Raw genomic sequence first — 15,972 nt, forward strand, 5'->3', positions numbered from 1 at the left:
CCCACAGGCGTTTGTATTTGTGTAACGGGCCGGGCTTCCCCTAATTTCGTGCGAGCAAGGGGGAACCGGAGGAACCTTATGAACAAGCGTGACCTGATCGACGCGATCTCCGCGCGTCTCGGAGACAAGAAGACCGCGACCGAAGCGGTCAACGCTGTGCTCGAGACCATTCAGACCACAGTGGCGTCGGGCGACAAGGTCGCCATCACGGGCTTCGGTGTGTTCGAGAAGTCCGAGCGTGCGGCCCGTACCGCCCGCAACCCCGCCACCGGGGCCACCATCAACGTCCCCGCGAGCTTCGTGCCGAAGTTCCGCGCTGGCGCTGACTTCAAGGCCCTGGTCAACGACGGGAAGAAGTAGTCCCGCCGCCGAACGGCGACGGACCGGCACCGCCCGGGTCCCCCACGGGGGCCCGGGCGGTACGCGTCCGCGGGCCCGGGCCGTCGGCGAGGGCGCTCCCGTCCATCCGCGACAGCAGGTCCCGCGTGTGCGCCCCCACCCCGAGACGGACCGCCGCCCGCAGGTCCTCGGGGGTGTCCACGTCCCTCCGGACCGAGTCCACACCCGCTACGACCAGTTCCCGGGCTCCGGACGCCAGGTGCCGGACGCGCGAGGCGCCCTCGAACGCGGGTCGGAACGGCTCCCCGGGTCTGGACGCGAGCAGGGTCGTGCCCACGCCGGGCGCGTCGGGGAGGAAGGAACGGGGCCGCCCCGACGCCGCCGACAGGACGCGGGCGAGTTCTCCGGGGCGCAGCGCGGGCAGGTCGGCCGACAGGGCGCACACCCCGTTGCCGGGGAGGCGCCGCCGCGCGACCGCGGCCCCGTGCCGCAGCGCGGGGTTGAGCCCCGTGCCCGGTTCTCCGCCGACCACGACCGCGCCGAGGGCGGCCAGCGCCTCGCGGGCCCGGGCGTCGTCGGTCACGGCGAAGACCGCGTCGACCCGTGCGCAGGCGAGCGCGGCGGTCACCGTGTCGCAGGCGACGGCCAGCGCGAGTGCGCCCCGGTGGGGTCCCGCGGCACGGGCCAGTCGCGACTTGGCCCGGTCGAGGTGCTTGACTGGGACGATCAGGGACCAGCGCACCCCGGCGCCCGCGGCCCCGTCTCGCTCTCCATGGCCGGTCACGGTCCCCCCGGAGATGCGGCAACGACAGTGACACGAGGGTAGGCGCTCGGGGTCCGGAGCGGCGCGGGCCCCTACGGGTCGGGCACCCGCCCGGTGACGTGCGCCTCCGGGCTGGAGGAGCGGGTACCGACGCGTCCTAGACTGAACCGGTTGTGCTTCGGGGTCCGGACGGGCCGGGAGCGATGAAGTGAGGAGTCCCGTGGCCGAGCAACGAGAATCACGGTGGGTGAAGGTGGTCGTGGCATGGATCGTGCGACCCCTCCTCCGGCTGGTGACCAAGCCCGTCTGGCGGGGGACCGAGCACGTTCCCGCCCAGGGCGGGGTGATCATCGCCGCCAACCACCTGTCCACCGTCGACCCGCTCACGGTCGCGCACTTCATGTACGTGGGCGCGCGCCGCTGGCCGACCTTCACCATGAAGGACGCGGTCATGCGGATTCCGGTGGTCCGGTCGGTCGCCAGGAGCACGGGGCAGATCCCGATCAAGCGCGGGACCACCGAGGCGGTCAAGGCGCTGCGGGAGGCCGAACTGGCGCTCACCAGGGACGGCGCCTCCGTGATCTTCTACCCGGAGGGAACCTGCACGCGTGACCCCCAGCTGTGGCCGATGACCGCCAAGACCGGCGTGGCCCGCCTGGCGCTGACCACGGGCGTGCCGGTCGTGCCGGTGGCGCACTGGGGCGAGCAGGACATCCTTCCGTACCAGGGGGACAAGAAGCTCAGCCTGTTCCCGCCCAAGCGCGTGGAGTTCCTGGCGGGACCGCCGGTGGACCTGTCCCGGTACCGGGACAGGCCGCTGACCGCCTCGGTCCTGACCGAGGCCACCGAGGCCATCATGCGCGACATCACCGGCCTCCAGGCGAAGATCCGGGGCGAGGAGCCCCCGGCGGTGCCCTACGACATGAAGCGGGCGCGGGTCGAGGCCCGGGCCGAGCACACCGTTGAGAAGGACGACGCGGAACCGGCGGCGGACGGGGCCGGGGACGGCGACAACGGGAAGAACGAGGCGTGACGGGACGGATGGGCAGCGACAAGGTGAGGATCGCCGTTCTCGGCGCGGGTTCCTGGGGGACCGTGTTCGCCAACATCATCGCGGACGGGGCCGACCAGACGCGGGTGGAGGAGCCGGGCGGTCCGGCGGTCGAGGTCGTGCTGTGGGGGCGGCGCCCGTCAGTCGTGGACGCGATCAACGAGACCTCGCAGAACCCGGACTACTTCCCGGGGATCACGCTCAATCCGGGGCTGAGGGCCACGGCCGACGCGGCCGAGGCGCTGTCCGGGGCCGACGTGGTGGTGCTGGCGGTGCCCTCGCAGTCGCTGCGGGCCAACCTCGTCCAGTGGCGGGAGCACCTGCGCGACGACGCGGTGATCGTCAGCCTGATGAAGGGCGTGGAGCTGGGCACGCTGCTGCGGGTCAGCGAGATCATCGCCGAGGTCCTGGAGTTCCCCGAGGAGCGGATCGCCGTGGTCTCCGGGCCCAACCTGGCCCGCGAGATCGCCGAGCGCCAGCCCGCGACCGCCGTGGTGGCCTGCCCGCGCGAGGAGACGGCCGTGCGCCTCCAGGCGCTGTTCCGGGCGCCGTACTTCCGTCCGTACACCAGCACCGACCTGGTCGGGGTGGAGATCGGCGGCGCGATGAAGAACGTCATCGGGCTCGCCGTGGGCGTGGCCGAGGGGATGGGTCTCGGGGACAACACCAAGGCGTCCCTCATCACCCGCGGGCTGGCCGAGACGACGCGTCTCGCGGTGACCCTGGGGGCCGACGAGCACACCCTGTCCGGGCTGGCAGGCATGGGTGACCTCGTGGCGACATGCTCCTCACCCTTGTCGCGGAACCGGACCTTTGGTGAGAAACTGGGCGCGGGCAAGACCCTGGAGCAGGTCGTCGCGGAGACCAAGCAGACGGCCGAGGGGGTCAAGTCCTCGGAGTCGATCCTCGAACTGGGTTGGCGGCACGGCGTCGACATGCCGATCACCGAGGCCGTCGTCAAGATGATGCACCACGACCTGAGCCCGGCGGAGGCGCTGACCGCGTTCATGGCGCGCAGCACCAAGCCGGAGCGCTACGGGGTCTGAGAGAGAGCAGTATGCCGCCTACACCCGCACCGGGACCCGACACGGAACACACCCTGGCGCAGAACCTCCCGCACGCCCCGGTCCCGGCGGAGCGCCCGATGCGGATGCCCGTCCACCGGGCCACCACCTACGCGTTCGACACCTCGAGCGAGTACGCGGACGTGCTGGCGGGACGGCGGGAGGGATACTCCTACGCGCGGATCGACAGCCCGACGGTGGACGCGTTCGCCCAGGGGGTCGCGGCCCTGGAGGGCGGCGGCTCGCGGACGCCGGTGCGGGGACAGGCGTTCGCCTCGGGCATGGCGGCGATCAGCACGGTGCTCATGGCGTTGACGGAGGCCGGGTCGCACGTCGTGGCGGCGCGGTCGATCTACGGCACCACGTACTCCCTGCTCGACGGGCTGCTCCGGCGGTTCGGCGTGCGGACGGACTTCGTGGACATCACCGACCCGGACGCCGTGCGGGCGGCGGTGCGAGCGGACACGGCGGTGCTGTTCACCGAGACGCTGTCCAACCCCACCATGGCGGTGTCCGACCTACCCGCGCTGGCGCGGATCGCACGGGAGGCGGGCGCGGCCCTCGTCGTGGACTCGACGTTCGCCTCCCCCGTGGTGTGCCGCCCGCTGGAGCACGGGGCGGACGTCGTGCTGCACTCGGCCACCAAGTACATCGGCGGCCACAGCGACGCCACGGGCGGTGTGGCCGTGGCCGCGCCCGAGCTGATCGACCGGATCCGCGCGGCCCGGATCGACCTGGGGCCGTGCCTGGCCCCCGACGAGGCGTACCTGCTGCACCGGGGGTTGGAGACACTGCCGCTGCGGGTCGGGCGGCAGTGCGAGACCGCGGCCGCGTTCGCCGCCGCGCTGGAGGGGCATCCCGCGGTGGAGCGGGTCGACCACCCGTCCCTGGCCTCGCACCCGCAGGCGGAGCTGGCCGCGAAGCTGTTCGACGCCGGGCGGTGCGGTGCGGTCGTGACCGTGCACCCGCGCGGCGGCTGGGACGCGGGCATGGCCTTCGCCGACCGGATCAGGCTGGGCACGGTCGCGGCCTCCCTGGGCGGGACGCACACGCTGGTGGGGCACGTCGCCTCCACCTCGCACCGCACGATGGGCGAGACCGAACTGGCGGACGCCGGTATCTCACCTGGAGCGGTGCGGTTCTCCATCGGCCTGGAGGACCCCCGGCACCTCATCGAGGACGCCCTCGCGGCGCTCGACGGGGACATTTGACGCGAACGGGATGGTTTCCTGTTTCCGGTTCCATGAAAAGGCGAGATAGGGTCAGGCAGCATGTCGTCCGAGCAGCGCAAGATTCGGGTCGCCGTCGTCTTCGGCGGTCGTAGTTCCGAGCATGAGATCTCCTGCGTCACCGCGGGCAGTGTCCTGTCCGTCATCGACCACGACCGCTACGAGGTCGTGCCGGTCGGCATCACCAAGACCGGCAACTGGGTCCTGACTCCGGCCGACCCCGAGCGGTTGCGGATCGACGGGGAGACCAAGGCGCTGCCCGCCGTCCCCGAGGACGGCGCGGACCTGGCGCTGCCCTTCGACGCCGCCGGTCAGCTGATGACCGTCGACCCGGAGCGCGGCGTGGAGCGCCTGGCCGGGGTGGACGTCGTGCTTCCGCTGCTGCACGGGCCGTTCGGCGAGGACGGCACCGTCCAGGGCCTGTTCGAGATGATGGGCGTGCGCTACGCGGGCGCGGGGGTGTTCTCCAGCGCGGCCGCCATGGACAAGGTGTTCATGAAGGCGATGCTCATCGGCAACGGGATCCCGACCAGCGACTACGTGGCGATCACCGACCGCCAGTGGCGGACCGAGCGCAAGAAGGTGCTCGACGACGTCGCCGAGCTCGGCGGGACCGTCTTCGTCAAGCCCGCCCGCGCGGGCAGCAGCGTCGGCATCAGCAAGGTGGGCGACGCCGGGGACGCCGACGCGGTGATCGCCGCCGTCGAGGCAGCGCGCGAGCACGACCCCAAGGTCATCGTGGAGGCGCAGGTCGTCGGGCGTGAGATCGAGTGCGGCGTGCTGGAGGCCGAGGACGGCGCGACGCCCGACGTCTCCCTCCCCGCCGAGGTGCACGTCGCCGACGGGTTCGACTTCTACGACTTCGAGGCCAAGTACCTCTCCACGAGCAGCCTCACCATCCCGGCGCGGATCCCCGAGGAGGCCACCGCCCGGCTGCGCGCGATGGCCGCCGAGGTCTTCGAGGCGATGGGCTGCGAGGGTCTGGCCCGGGTGGACTTCTTCTACACCGAGGACGGCGAGATCCTCGTCAACGAACTGAACACGATGCCCGGGTTCACCCCGGCGTCGGCCTTCCCGCAGATGTGGGAGGCGACCGGCGTGGACTACGCCACGCTCGTCGACCGGATGATCACGACGGCCCTGCGCCGGTCACCGGGCCTGCGCTAGCGAGCACGCGAAGGGCGGGTGACCGGCACGGTCACCCGCCCTTCGCGTGCGGTGGGGGAGCCGGAGCGGCGCTCAGCCCCGGGCGGGCGGGCGTCCCGGACCCCGGGGCGGCCAGGGGGTGCCGGGAGCCGGCGGGGTCCCCGGCCCGGGCGGCCCCTGCGGAATCCCCGGCGGCGGGGTGGCACCGCGGGGGAGCGCGCCGCCGGTCCGCAGCGCGTCGGCTCCGAGCAGTTCCCGCGCCAGGATGGTGCCGCCCGCCGCGGCCGCCGGGAACACCACGATCGCCACGAACGGGATCGCCAGCAGGAAGTACGTGGGCACCGCGTACCCGAGGACGCGCAGCCGCCGAGTGGCCATGTACCGGCGCCGGTCCCGGACCAACAGCAGGTCGCGCCGGTCGAACGCCCCCGCCAGGAGTTCGATGGCGAGCAGCCACCCGCCGAGCACCGCTGCCAGGACGGCGCCGACGACCTGCCCGATCAGGGGGACGAAACCGATCGCGAACACGACCAGGGTGACCGCGAGCGAGGCGAGGATGATCCCGAGCGACTGGCGGATCGCCCGCAGGACGGAGGCCGTCAGCGTCTCGTCGGACCCCTCGGGCGCGTTGCCCAACTGCTCCTCGACCAGCTCGGTGATCTTGTCGTAGATCGGCGCGCCCAGGGTCAGCGTCACGGTCGTGAAGGTCACGACCATGACCAGGACGGCGCCGACCGACAACGCCACCGCGACCGCGCCTCGCAGGACGTTGCGCCAGACGGGTTCCCACCCCTCCGAGAACGGCGTCGCCCACGCCGCCAGGTCGGACACGTTGACCAGCAGGGTCACGAACAGCGCCAGGAACACCAACGACGTGAACAGCGGGGGCAGCGCGCCGAGCACGAAGAGGCGCGGGCTGCGCACCATCATGCCGAAACCGCGCGCGAGCGCGCCCGCACCACCGAGGACTTCGCGAAGAGACTTGATCACGCACGCACCCTAGAGGATGGGCCCGCCGGTGTCAGCCGCGCGGGCGACCAGGGGGGCGTGCGCTGGCCTGCCGGGGTTCATCCCTGACTATTTCCTGGAGAACGCGTACGCTTGTCGTGTGCCTTCGCTACCGTCGGACACGTTCCGAACACTGCGGGGGGTTGCGAATGACGTGTGCTATTCACGAGCGGGTGGAGGAAACGACTGTGGACCTCCCAACGCTGGCTGACAACCTCGAACTCCCGGAGGGTTATCGCACGGAGATCATCGACGGGAGCATCGTCGTGTCACCAACACCGTCCTACCGGCACGCTGACATCGTGACAGTTCTTCACGAAGTCCTGATCCGGGCAGGACTCGCTGACCTGCGGGCGCTTCAGGTGGTCACCGTAGAAGTCGCTGAGACAGGGGACCGTTACGTTCCCGACCTGGCGGTCATACCGACCTCAGTGGTCCGCAGAGAGGGCAACTCCGGTCCGGACTGGGTTCGCCCCGCCGAGGACCTCGAGCTTGCGGTCGAGGTCGTCTCGCCAAGCAGCACCCTCCATGACTGGCAGAGCAAGGTGAAGGGGTACGCCCGGGCTGGTGTACCGCTCTATCTGGTGATCGACCCGCGCAAGAGTGAGATCGCCCTGTTCTCCAACCCTGACAAGGGTCAGTACAAGGAGGTCGCTCGGGCGGTCCGGGGCGCGTCCGTGAAGCTTCCGGAGCCCTTCGGTATCGAGATCGAGGCGACGCCACTCCTCACCTGACAGGGCCACCTCTCCGAGCAGCCGGGTGACCTGGACAGTCGCCCGGTTCGTTGTGCTCACGACGTCTTGGGAAGGCCTCCCAACCACCAGCACGCTCAGTGGGTGCTCACGGTCCGGAACCACCCCTCCTCCCGTGACAGCTCCGCGTACGTCCCCGACTGGATCACCTTCCCCTCGCGCACCACGTAGATCCGGTCGACCCGTTCCAGCCCCGTCAGGTCGTGGGTGATCAGCAGGGTCGAGTAGCCCTCGGCGGCGTCCAACAGGTCGTCGATCACCGCGTCGCGGGTGTCCGGGTCCAGGTGCGCGGTCGGCTCGTCCAGGACCAGGACCCGGGGTGAGGCGAGCAGGGCGCGGGCCAGCGCCAGCCGCTGCACCATGCCGCCGCTCAGCCCCGAACCGTGCGTGCCCACCCGGGTGTCCAGGCTCTCGGGCAGAGCGGCGACATCGTCGGCGAGCCGTGCCCGGCGCAGCGCCGCCCACAGCTCGTCGTCCTCCGCGCCGGGCCGCGCCAGCCTGAGGTTCTCCCGGAGCGTCGACGCGAACACGTGCGGATCCTGCGGCACCCCCGACACCACGGCGCGCACCTCGTCCGCGGGGTAGGCGGTCACGTCCGTGCCGCCGATCTCCACCCGCCCCGAGTCCGGGTCGCGGAACCGCAGCAGCACCGACGCCAACGTGCTCTTCCCCGCGCCGCTCGGACCGATCACCGCCACCGTCCACCCGGCCGGGATCTCCAGGTCCACCCCGTCCAGGGCCCAGGGCTCCTCCGGGCCGTACCGCACGCGCAGGTCCCGCACGCGCACCGTCGGGTCGCCGTCCGGCTCCAACCCCGTACGGGCCGGGGGAGCGGTGGCGGGCGGCGTGTCCAGCACCCCGAACAGCCGCGCCCCGCTGGCCCGGATCGCCCCCAGCCTGGCGGCCACCGCGGGCAGCGGCGCGACGATCTCGAAGGCCGCGAGCGTGGTCAGCACGAGCACCGCCAGGGACACCGCGCCCAGCGTGCCGCCCTCCACTGCGGCGACGCCCAGCAGCAGCGCGGCCCAGACGGTGAGCCCGGTGATCAGCGCGGTCGCCCCCGCGCCGAAGCCGAGGATCGCCGCGTCCCGGCGCTCCGTCCGGGCGAGTTCGGCGTCGGCGGCGTTCACCCGCTCCACCTGCCGCTCCATCGCCCCGTAGACCACCAGGTCCGGAGCCCCGTGCAGGGTGTCCACGAGCGCGGTCGCCAGCTCGCCGCGGGCCCTGGCCTGCCGCCGGCCCGGGCCCCGGCCGAGCGCGGCGGCCGCGAGCGGCACCGCCAGACCGGCCAGCAGCAACCCCGCGGCGAGCAGGGGACCGCCCGGCACGTACACCGAGGTCAGGAAGAGTACGGTCGCGCCGCCGGTCACCACCGACACCAGCGGCGGCGTCAACCCGCGCACGAGCAGGTCCAGCGTCGCCTCGGTGTCGCTGACCAGCCGCGACACCAGGTCGCCCGAACGGAACCGGCCGAACGGCTCGGTGGCCGCCAGCCGCTCGTACACCCGGACCCGCACCTCGGCCAGGGTGCGGAAGGCGGCGTCGTGGGTGACGAGGCGTTCGAGGTAGCGGGCCACGCCACGGCTGACACCCAGGGCCCGGGTGGCGACCACGGCCACCCCGAGCGCGGTGATCGGCGGGTGGTCGGCGGCGGTCGCGAGCATCCACGCCGCCACACCCAGCAGGGCGACCCCGGCGCCGGTCGCGGCCGCGCCCAGCAGCACGCCCAGCGCGAACCGGCCCCCGCGCGGCCACGCCAGGGCGATCATCCGCCGCAGCGGGTCCCGGCCGTCGGCGGGCCCGTCCGTTCCGCGTTCCACGGGGATCTCCGTGTCGGCACTCATCGCGGCACACTCCGCTCCAGGCTCCGCAGTGGCAGGGTCGCGACGCGCGGCGCGGCGCCGAGCACGTCGCGGGCCCATCCGGTGTCGTGGGCGACGATGACGGCGGTCCGGCCCTCCAGGAGCCGGGCGACCGCCGTGCGCACCGCGGCCGCGTTCTCCGGATCCAGGTGGGCGGTCGGCTCGTCGAGCAGGACCAGGGGAGCGTCGCGGCACAGCGCCCGCGCGAGCGCGATCCGCTGCCGCTGACCGGCTGACAGCCGTGCGCCGCGCTCGCCCAGGCGGGTGTCGTACCCCTCCGGCAACGCGGAGACGAACGCGTCGGCCTCGGCCCGCCGCGCCGCCTCGCGCACCCGCTCCATGGTGGCGACCGGGGCTCCGAGCCGGATGTTGTCGGCGACCGAGACGTCGAACAGGTAGGGGTGCTGGGGGACCCACGCGATCCCCCGCCGCCAGTCCTCCGCGGGGATGTCCTCCAGCGGTGTCCAGTCCCCGCCGGGCGCCCGGACGCTGATCCGGCCCTCGCCGGGTTCGTTCAACCGCAGCAGCAGGGACAGCAGGGTCGTCTTGCCCGCCCCGCTGGGTCCGGTGAGCAGGACGTGCTCTCCGGCGGTGATCTCCAGGTCCAGGCCGCTCAGCGCGGGCAGGTCCCGTCCGGGGTAGCGCACGCCCACCCCCTCCAGACGGATGTCTCCGGCGGTGGCGGCACGGACTCCGGCGGTCGGCGCGGGCTCCTCCCCGTCCCTCTCCTCGCCCCCGGGCTCCCGCCGCGCCTTCCCGCCTTCCCCGACCGGCCGCGGTCCCCCGGCCCCGGCCGCCCGGCGGGTGCCGCGGGTGCGGTCCAGTTCGGCGAAGACCTGTTCGGCGGCGGCCACCCCCTCCATGCTCGCGTGGAAGCGCGCGCCCACCTCGCGGAGCGGCAGGTAGGCCTCGGGGGCCAGGATCAGCACGAGCAGGGCCGTCTGGTAGTCCATGTAGCCGCCCAGGAGCCGCAGTCCGACCTCCACGGCCACCAGCGCCACCGCGAGGGTGGCCAGCAGTTCGAGCGCGAACGCCGACAGGAAGGCGATCCGCAGGGTGCCCATGGTGGCCCGCCGGTGCTCCTCGCCGACCCGCCGGATGACGGCCGCCTGCGCCTTGGCCCGGCGGAACACCGCGAGTGTGGGCAGCCCCTCCACGACGTCCAGGAAGTGCCCGCCCAGGCGGCTCAGCAGCCGCCACTGCCGGTCGGTGCGCGACTGGGTGTGCATCCCGATCAGCGCCATGAAGACGGGGATCAGCGGCAGCGTCACCAGGATGACGATCCCGGAGATCCAGTCGGCCCAGAAGACCACCGCCAGCACCGCGAGCGGGACGATGGCGGACAGCACCAGTTGCGGCAGGTATCGGGCGAAGTAGTCGTCGAGCGCGTCCAGGCCCCGGGTGGCCAGGGTGACCAGCTCGCCCGCCTTGGGGGAGACCGCATCGCCGTCGGCCCCGGGTTCGGCCGTCCACACCCGGCCGGAGCCGGTCACGTGCGCGACCAAACGTCTGCGCAGCTGGGACTTGGTGCGCGCGGCGCTGTGCAGGGCGGAGGCCTCGGCCAGGTACGAGAGCGCCGCCCGGGCCACGGCGACCCCCGCGACGGCGGCGATCGCCCACCCCAGGGTCTCCGTCCCGGCGCCCCGGGCCGCCCCGGTGATGGTGTACGCGAGCAGCCAGGCCTGCGCCAGGATCAGCCCGGTGACGAGCACGCCGCTGGCGACGGAGACGGCCAGGTGGACCCGGACCGCGTCGGCGGTGCGCACCAGGCGTGGGTCTAGCGGTTTCAACCGGGTCTCCTTGCCGGGGGATGGTACGGCGGGACGATCTCCTTGGACCCTACTCACTCGGTCCGAGGCGCGGCAGGGCCTCTTCTCCGGCTGTGGACGACGCCGGACGAACCCCGTCGGTGGGGGGAGGCGCACGCGGAGGGCCGCGCGGAAGGCCGCGCGTGGAACGTCCGGGCGGGGCGATGCGCACGGACGTCCCACGCGCGGTGTCTACGGAGGGCGGGCCGGTGCGGAGCCGCCCCCGGTCCTCCTACCGGGGCCCGGCACTCCCGGATCCCGCCTCCCCGACGGGGGCCGACGCGCCGGTGGCCCGCGCGCCGGGGCCCTCTCCGCCCGCGAGGTGGTCACCGGTGACCTGCGCCCCGGTCACGCGCCGGCGGAACACCCAGTAGCTCCACCCCTGGTAGAGCATGACCAGCGGCAGGAACACCACGGCCACCCAGGTCATCACCGTGAGCGTGTACTCGGCCGAGGCCGCGTTCGACACGGTCAGGCTGAACGCCGGGTCGGTGGTCGAGGGCAGCACGTTGGGGAACAGCGACCCGAAGACGGCCGCGGACACGGCCAGGACGGTCACGGCGGTCAGGGCGAACGACACGCCCTCGCGGCCGGCCCGGGCCGCGACGACCCCGCCCACCAGGGCCGCGGCGGCCGCTACGACCACCGGCAGGGTCCAGGGCGCGCCGTGCGCGGCCTGGGTCCAGGCGAGGAAGGCCGTCCCCGCGGGGATCGCGACGCTCGACGCGACCAGCGCCGCCCGCCGTGCCCGAACCCGCACCGGTCCGTCGGTCTTCAGTGTCAGGAACACCGCCCCGTGCAGCGTGAACAGCGACAGCGTGGTCAGACCGCCCAGCAGGCCGTAGGGGTTGAGCAGGTCGGGGAGACCGGCGGTGACGGTGTGGTCGGCGTCCATCGCCACGCCCCGGACGACGTTGGCGAAGACCAGGCCCCACAGGAACGCGGGCGCGGCGCTGCCGAGGAAGATCGCCCGATCCCACCAGAGGCGCCACGGGGCGCTGTCCCGCTTGCCCCGGTACTCGAAGGCCACGCCGCGGACGATCAGGGCGGCCAGGACGACGAGGATCGGCAGGTAGAACCCGCTGAACATCGACGCGTACCAGGCGGGGAAGGCGGCGAACGTCGCGCCCACCGCCGTGAGCAGCCACACCTCGTTGGCGTCCCAGACCGGCCCGATCGCGTTGATGGCGACGCGGCGGTCCACGGAGTCGCGCCGGCCCATGAAGGGCAGCAGCGTCCCCACCCCGAAGTCGAAGCCCTCCAGGACGAAGTATCCGGTCCACAGGACCGCGATGGCGGCGAACCAGATGACGGTCAGATCCATGGTCCTCGGCTCCTAGTAGCTGAAGTGCGGGATGCGGGCCTCGTCCCCGTCGTCCGCCAGTTCGGGGACGAGGTGCGACGGCCCTGCCTTGACGTACTTGACCAGCAGTCCGACCTCGACCACGAAGAGGACGCCGTACAGGGCCGTGAGGACGGAGAGGCTCGTGGCGACCGCCCCGAGGCCGACCCCCGGGGAGACGCTCGCGGCGGTGAGCAGTTCGCCGTGGACGGTCCAGGGCTGGCGGCCCATCTCGGTGAGCACCCAGCCCAGGATGTTCGCGGCCAGCGCCGCGGGCAGGGCGAGCATGCCCAGGAGGTAGAACCACGGTCGCGGCGAGCGGCGGCCCCAGGTCAGGAGCAGCCCGAGGGCGGCGACCGCGACGCCGGCCAGACCGAGGCCGATCATCAGGCGGAACGCCCAGTACACGACGAACACGTTGGGCGTGTAGTCGCCGGGTCCGTACGCCTGCTCGTAGGCCTCCTGGAGGTCGTTCATCCCGTGCACCTCGCCGTCGAACTCCCCGGTGGCGAGGAAGCTGAGCACGTTGGGAACGGTGACGTCGATCGGGTTGTACCGGGCCTCGGTGTCACCGACGGCGAAGGCCGAGAAGTCGGCGCCCTCCTCGGTGTCCCACAGGGCCTCGGCGGCGGCGAGCTTCATCGGCTCGTACTCGGCGGCGAGCTTGGCCTGGTGGTCGCCGGAGACCACCACGATCATCCCGGCCAGCAGGGTGAAGACGAGCCCGACCTTGAGAGTTCCGCGGAACAGGGCGCGGTCGCCCGCGGGCGGGACCACGCCCGCCACTCCGGTGTCGCCGTGCCGTGTGTTCCGCCAGAGCTTGTAGCAGCTGACGCACACGACGAACAGCCCGGCGGTGACGAACGCCGCCGACACCGTGTGCAGGTAGGTCGACCAGGCCTGGTCGTTGCTGAGCACGGCCCAGATGTCGGTGAGCTGGGCGCGGCCGGTCTCCGGGTCGACCCGGTAGCCGACCGGGCGGCGCATCCACGCGTTGGCCGCCAGGATGAAGTAGGCGGACAGGTTGGTCCCGATCGCCACCAGCCAGATGCACAGCAGGTGCACCGCGCGCGGCAGCCGGTGCCATCCGAAGATCCACAGGCCGATGAAGGTCGACTCGAGGAAGAAGGCGAGCAGGGCCTCCATCGCCAGCGGGGCGCCGAAGACGTCCCCGACGAAGCGCGAGTACTCGCTCCAGTTCATCCCGAACTGGAACTCCTGCACGATCCCGGTGACCACGCCCATGGCGAAGTTGATGAGGAACAGCTTCCCGAAGAACTGGGTCGCCTGGAGGTACTCGTGCCTGCCGGTCCGGTACCAGACCGTCTGGAGGACCGCGACGATGAGGGACAGCCCGATGGTCAGGGGTACGAAGAGGAAGTGGTAGATCGTGGTGATCCCGAACTGCCACCTCGCGAGATCAAGAGCTTCCATGCCCACCTCTCAGGTGCCGACTGGCCGTAGTACTACACAATGTAGTGCTACATCGCGTCGTAAGTCTGGGCGACCCCGGGAATTCACTGGTCGACGCGGCCCCGAGGGGCGGGAGAGGGGTGCGGGGGTGGTGCGTGTGGAGCGTCCGGTGCGACCGCATCACTCCGGCTGTCGGGCCTTCACCTGCGACAACGCGGTCGCGTGCGCGCTCGGTCCCGCTCCGGGAGTGACCGTGGACACAGGACGGCGTGCGGTGCGACACGCACGCGGGGGCGCTCCGGGTCCCGGCCGCGTTCCGCCCCGGCCTCCGGGGCTGGCACGGGTCTCCACGGGGTGGTGGCGGGCGGCGCGTGGGAGGGGGCGCCCGGGCCGGAGGAGCTCAGTCCTCCGCGGCGGCCTCCCCGGCGTCGACGCCCCGGTCGGCCAGCATGGCCTCCATCGCCTCGATCTCCTTCGCCTGGGCGTCGGCCATCCCCCGGGCCAGGTCGGTCACGAGCTCCTCGCGGCCGAGTTCGACCTCCACCTCGGCCATGTCGATGCCGCCCTCGTGGTGGGCGATCATCAGCTCCAGGAACATGATCTCGGCCTCCACGCCCTCGGCGGCCCGGAAGGCGTCCATCTCCTCCTCGGTCGCCAGTCCGGGCATGGTCTCCGGAACGACGCCCTCGCCCGCGCCGTGGTCGTGCTCGGAGCCCTCCATCCACGCCATCGGCGGCTCCGCACCGCGCGAGTTCAGCCCCCACATGGTCAGCCAGCCCTGCATGATGCCGATCTGGCCCTGCTGTGTGCGGGCGATGTCGACCGCGACGATCCGCAGCTCCGGGTCCTCGGTCTTGTCCATGACGATGAGCGACATGTCCACGGCCTGGGCGTGGTGGGAGCTCATGTCCCGGAGGAAGCCCGCGTCGGCGCTGTTGTCCAACGGACTGGACGGGCGCCCCACGAGGTAGCCGACCGCCAACGCGAGAGTGACCAGAATCACGGTGATGCCCAGGGGAACGGTGCGCCCGGCCGAACGGAGGGGCCCGCTCCCGGGGACGTCGCCCGTCTCCCCCGCGCTACCGCGTCCGATCGCGGCCCCGTCCGGCGCGTCGTCGGTTCCGTCGGCGGCTCCGGCGGAGGTCTCGCTTGTGTGTCCCATGGACCCAATCCTGGTCGAATCGCACAGCTGTGGTGCCAAAGTAGAGGATAGATAAGTCCTATTCGACCGCATGTGTACCAGGAGGCCCGGTGGCCAAGAAGAAGACGGCGGAGGAACGGCGTCGTAGAGCCGCGGAGATGCGGGAACAACGGCTCAAGCTCGAACGGCGTCGCAAGGTACTCAACATCGCGGGCGTCAGCGCCGCCGCCGCCCTGGTCCTGGGTCTGCTCGCGTTCGCGGTCTTCATGGAGATCCGCAGTCGGATCATCCCCGGTCTGGAGGAGTTCGAGGTCGGCTCCTACCAGCACGTCGACGTCGGAGAACGGGTGGACTACGCGCAGTCGCCGCCGGTCGGCGGGGACCACTGGGCCTACTGGCAGAACTGCGGGGTCTACCCCGAGGCCGTGACCCCCGAGTTCGGCGTGCACTCCCTGGAGCACGGCGCGGTGTGGATCAACTACTCGCCCGACCTGGCGCAGGACCAGGTCGACGCCCTCGTGGACCTGTACAGCCCCGGCGACTACCTGCTCATCACCCCCCACGACGACCTGGACGCGCCGATCGTCGCCTCCAGCTGGGGCCGCCAGATCACCGCCGAGGCCGCGGACGACGAGGCCCTCCAGCGCTTCGTCGCCCTCTACGAGCGCGGCACCGACGTCCCCGAACCCGGCGCCGCCTGCTCGGGCGCGATCTCCGCGACGGCGTCCGTGGTCGAGGAGGGCCTCGAGACGGGCGACATGGGCTTCCTCGGTGGAGAGACCCCGATGGACGACGGGTCCGGCGCCGACACCGGCGCGGACGACGCGGACGGTGAGGGCGGAGAGGACGCCGAGGGCGACGCCGCCGACGAGGAGCAGGCGGACGGGGAGGCCGGGAACGAGGAGGACGCGCCCGCCTCGGACGCGCCCGCCGAGGAGTAGCCCCTCACACCGATCCCTCCCGTCCCACCGATCCCAACCACCGCGAGGACCCGGGGCCGCCGACGCACTGTCGGCGGCCCCCTTCCCGTCCTTCGTCCGTGTTCCCCCGGTCT

At 72.4% G+C, this 15,972-nt stretch carries 14 protein-coding genes; 7 read left to right on the forward strand and 7 right to left on the reverse strand.

What is annotated here, in order from left to right; genetic code table 11:
• Positions 1 to 78: 78 nt before the first annotated feature.
• On the forward strand, positions 79 to 360 hold the full coding sequence (locus ACIBFB_RS14875) for an HU family DNA-binding protein (RefSeq protein WP_075927139.1): 282 nt from the start codon (positions 79 to 81) through the stop codon (positions 358 to 360).
• Here ACIBFB_RS14875 and cofC read toward each other — a convergent pair.
• The gene (gene cofC, locus ACIBFB_RS14880; RefSeq protein ID WP_397230238.1) at positions 341 to 1,123 is read right to left on the reverse strand and encodes a 2-phospho-L-lactate guanylyltransferase; all 783 of its coding nucleotides are present in this window, start codon (positions 1,121 to 1,123) and stop codon (positions 341 to 343) included. The genes ACIBFB_RS14875 and cofC overlap by 20 nt on opposite strands.
• Positions 1,124 to 1,322: 199 nt before the next feature.
• Between cofC and ACIBFB_RS14885 the strand changes: the two genes are divergently transcribed.
• From ACIBFB_RS14885 to ACIBFB_RS14900, 4 genes are read left to right on the forward strand one after another with little or no spacing between them, the layout of a single operon-like run.
• Complete coding sequence (locus ACIBFB_RS14885) at positions 1,323 to 2,135, forward strand: lysophospholipid acyltransferase family protein (RefSeq protein ID WP_397230240.1); 813 nt, start codon at positions 1,323 to 1,325, stop codon at positions 2,133 to 2,135.
• Between the two features lie 8 nt (positions 2,136 to 2,143).
• Entirely contained in the window at positions 2,144 to 3,199 is a 1,056-nt protein-coding gene (locus ACIBFB_RS14890; RefSeq protein ID WP_397230604.1) for an NAD(P)H-dependent glycerol-3-phosphate dehydrogenase, read from the forward strand.
• An 11-nt stretch (positions 3,200 to 3,210) separates the two neighbouring features.
• Positions 3,211 to 4,428, forward strand: a complete 1,218-nt coding sequence (locus ACIBFB_RS14895) for a trans-sulfuration enzyme family protein (protein ID WP_397230242.1) — start codon at positions 3,211 to 3,213, stop codon at positions 4,426 to 4,428.
• A gap of 60 nt (positions 4,429 to 4,488) precedes the next feature.
• A complete protein-coding gene (locus ACIBFB_RS14900) occupies positions 4,489 to 5,613 on the forward strand; it encodes a D-alanine--D-alanine ligase family protein (protein ID WP_397230244.1) in 1,125 nt (374 codons plus the stop codon).
• Positions 5,614 to 5,685: 72 nt separating this feature from the next.
• On the opposite strand, the gene ACIBFB_RS14905 is transcribed toward ACIBFB_RS14900, so the two are convergent.
• Positions 5,686 to 6,579, reverse strand: a complete 894-nt coding sequence (locus ACIBFB_RS14905) for an EI24 domain-containing protein (protein WP_397230606.1) — start codon at positions 6,577 to 6,579, stop codon at positions 5,686 to 5,688.
• 194 nt (positions 6,580 to 6,773) lie between these two features.
• Here ACIBFB_RS14905 and ACIBFB_RS14910 point away from each other — a divergent pair, with 194 nt between their 5' ends.
• Complete coding sequence (locus tag ACIBFB_RS14910; protein ID WP_397230248.1) at positions 6,774 to 7,334, forward strand: Uma2 family endonuclease; 561 nt, start codon at positions 6,774 to 6,776, stop codon at positions 7,332 to 7,334.
• A 95-nt stretch (positions 7,335 to 7,429) separates the two neighbouring features.
• On the opposite strand, the gene cydC is transcribed toward ACIBFB_RS14910, so the two are convergent.
• From cydC to ACIBFB_RS14935, 5 genes are all read right to left on the reverse strand, one after another.
• Positions 7,430 to 9,196, reverse strand: a complete 1,767-nt coding sequence (cydC, locus tag ACIBFB_RS14915; RefSeq protein ID WP_397230250.1) for a thiol reductant ABC exporter subunit CydC — start codon at positions 9,194 to 9,196, stop codon at positions 7,430 to 7,432.
• A complete protein-coding gene (cydD, locus tag ACIBFB_RS14920; RefSeq protein ID WP_397230252.1) occupies positions 9,193 to 11,004 on the reverse strand; it encodes a thiol reductant ABC exporter subunit CydD in 1,812 nt (603 codons plus the stop codon). Before cydD ends, cydC begins: the two co-directional genes overlap by 4 nt.
• 250 nt (positions 11,005 to 11,254) lie before the next feature.
• Positions 11,255 to 12,346: a cytochrome d ubiquinol oxidase subunit II gene (cydB, locus tag ACIBFB_RS14925; RefSeq protein WP_397230254.1), complete on the reverse strand. Its 1,092-nt coding sequence runs from the start codon at positions 12,344 to 12,346 to the stop codon at positions 11,255 to 11,257.
• Positions 12,347 to 12,358: 12 nt separating this feature from the next.
• Entirely contained in the window at positions 12,359 to 13,798 is a 1,440-nt protein-coding gene (locus ACIBFB_RS14930) for a cytochrome ubiquinol oxidase subunit I (protein ID WP_397230256.1), read from the reverse strand.
• Between the two features lie 379 nt (positions 13,799 to 14,177).
• Complete coding sequence (locus tag ACIBFB_RS14935; protein WP_397230258.1) at positions 14,178 to 14,939, reverse strand: DUF305 domain-containing protein; 762 nt, start codon at positions 14,937 to 14,939, stop codon at positions 14,178 to 14,180.
• An 89-nt stretch (positions 14,940 to 15,028) separates the two neighbouring features.
• Here ACIBFB_RS14935 and ACIBFB_RS14940 point away from each other — a divergent pair, with 89 nt between their 5' ends.
• Positions 15,029 to 15,859, forward strand: coding sequence for a DUF3105 domain-containing protein (locus ACIBFB_RS14940; RefSeq protein ID WP_397230260.1), 831 nt, complete (start codon positions 15,029 to 15,031; stop codon positions 15,857 to 15,859).
• Positions 15,860 to 15,972: the final 113 nt, after the last annotated feature.

The organism is Nocardiopsis sp. NPDC050513 (assembly GCF_044457925.1).
In the GTDB taxonomy this organism is placed as follows: Bacteria; Actinomycetota; Actinomycetes; order Streptosporangiales; family Streptosporangiaceae; genus Nocardiopsis.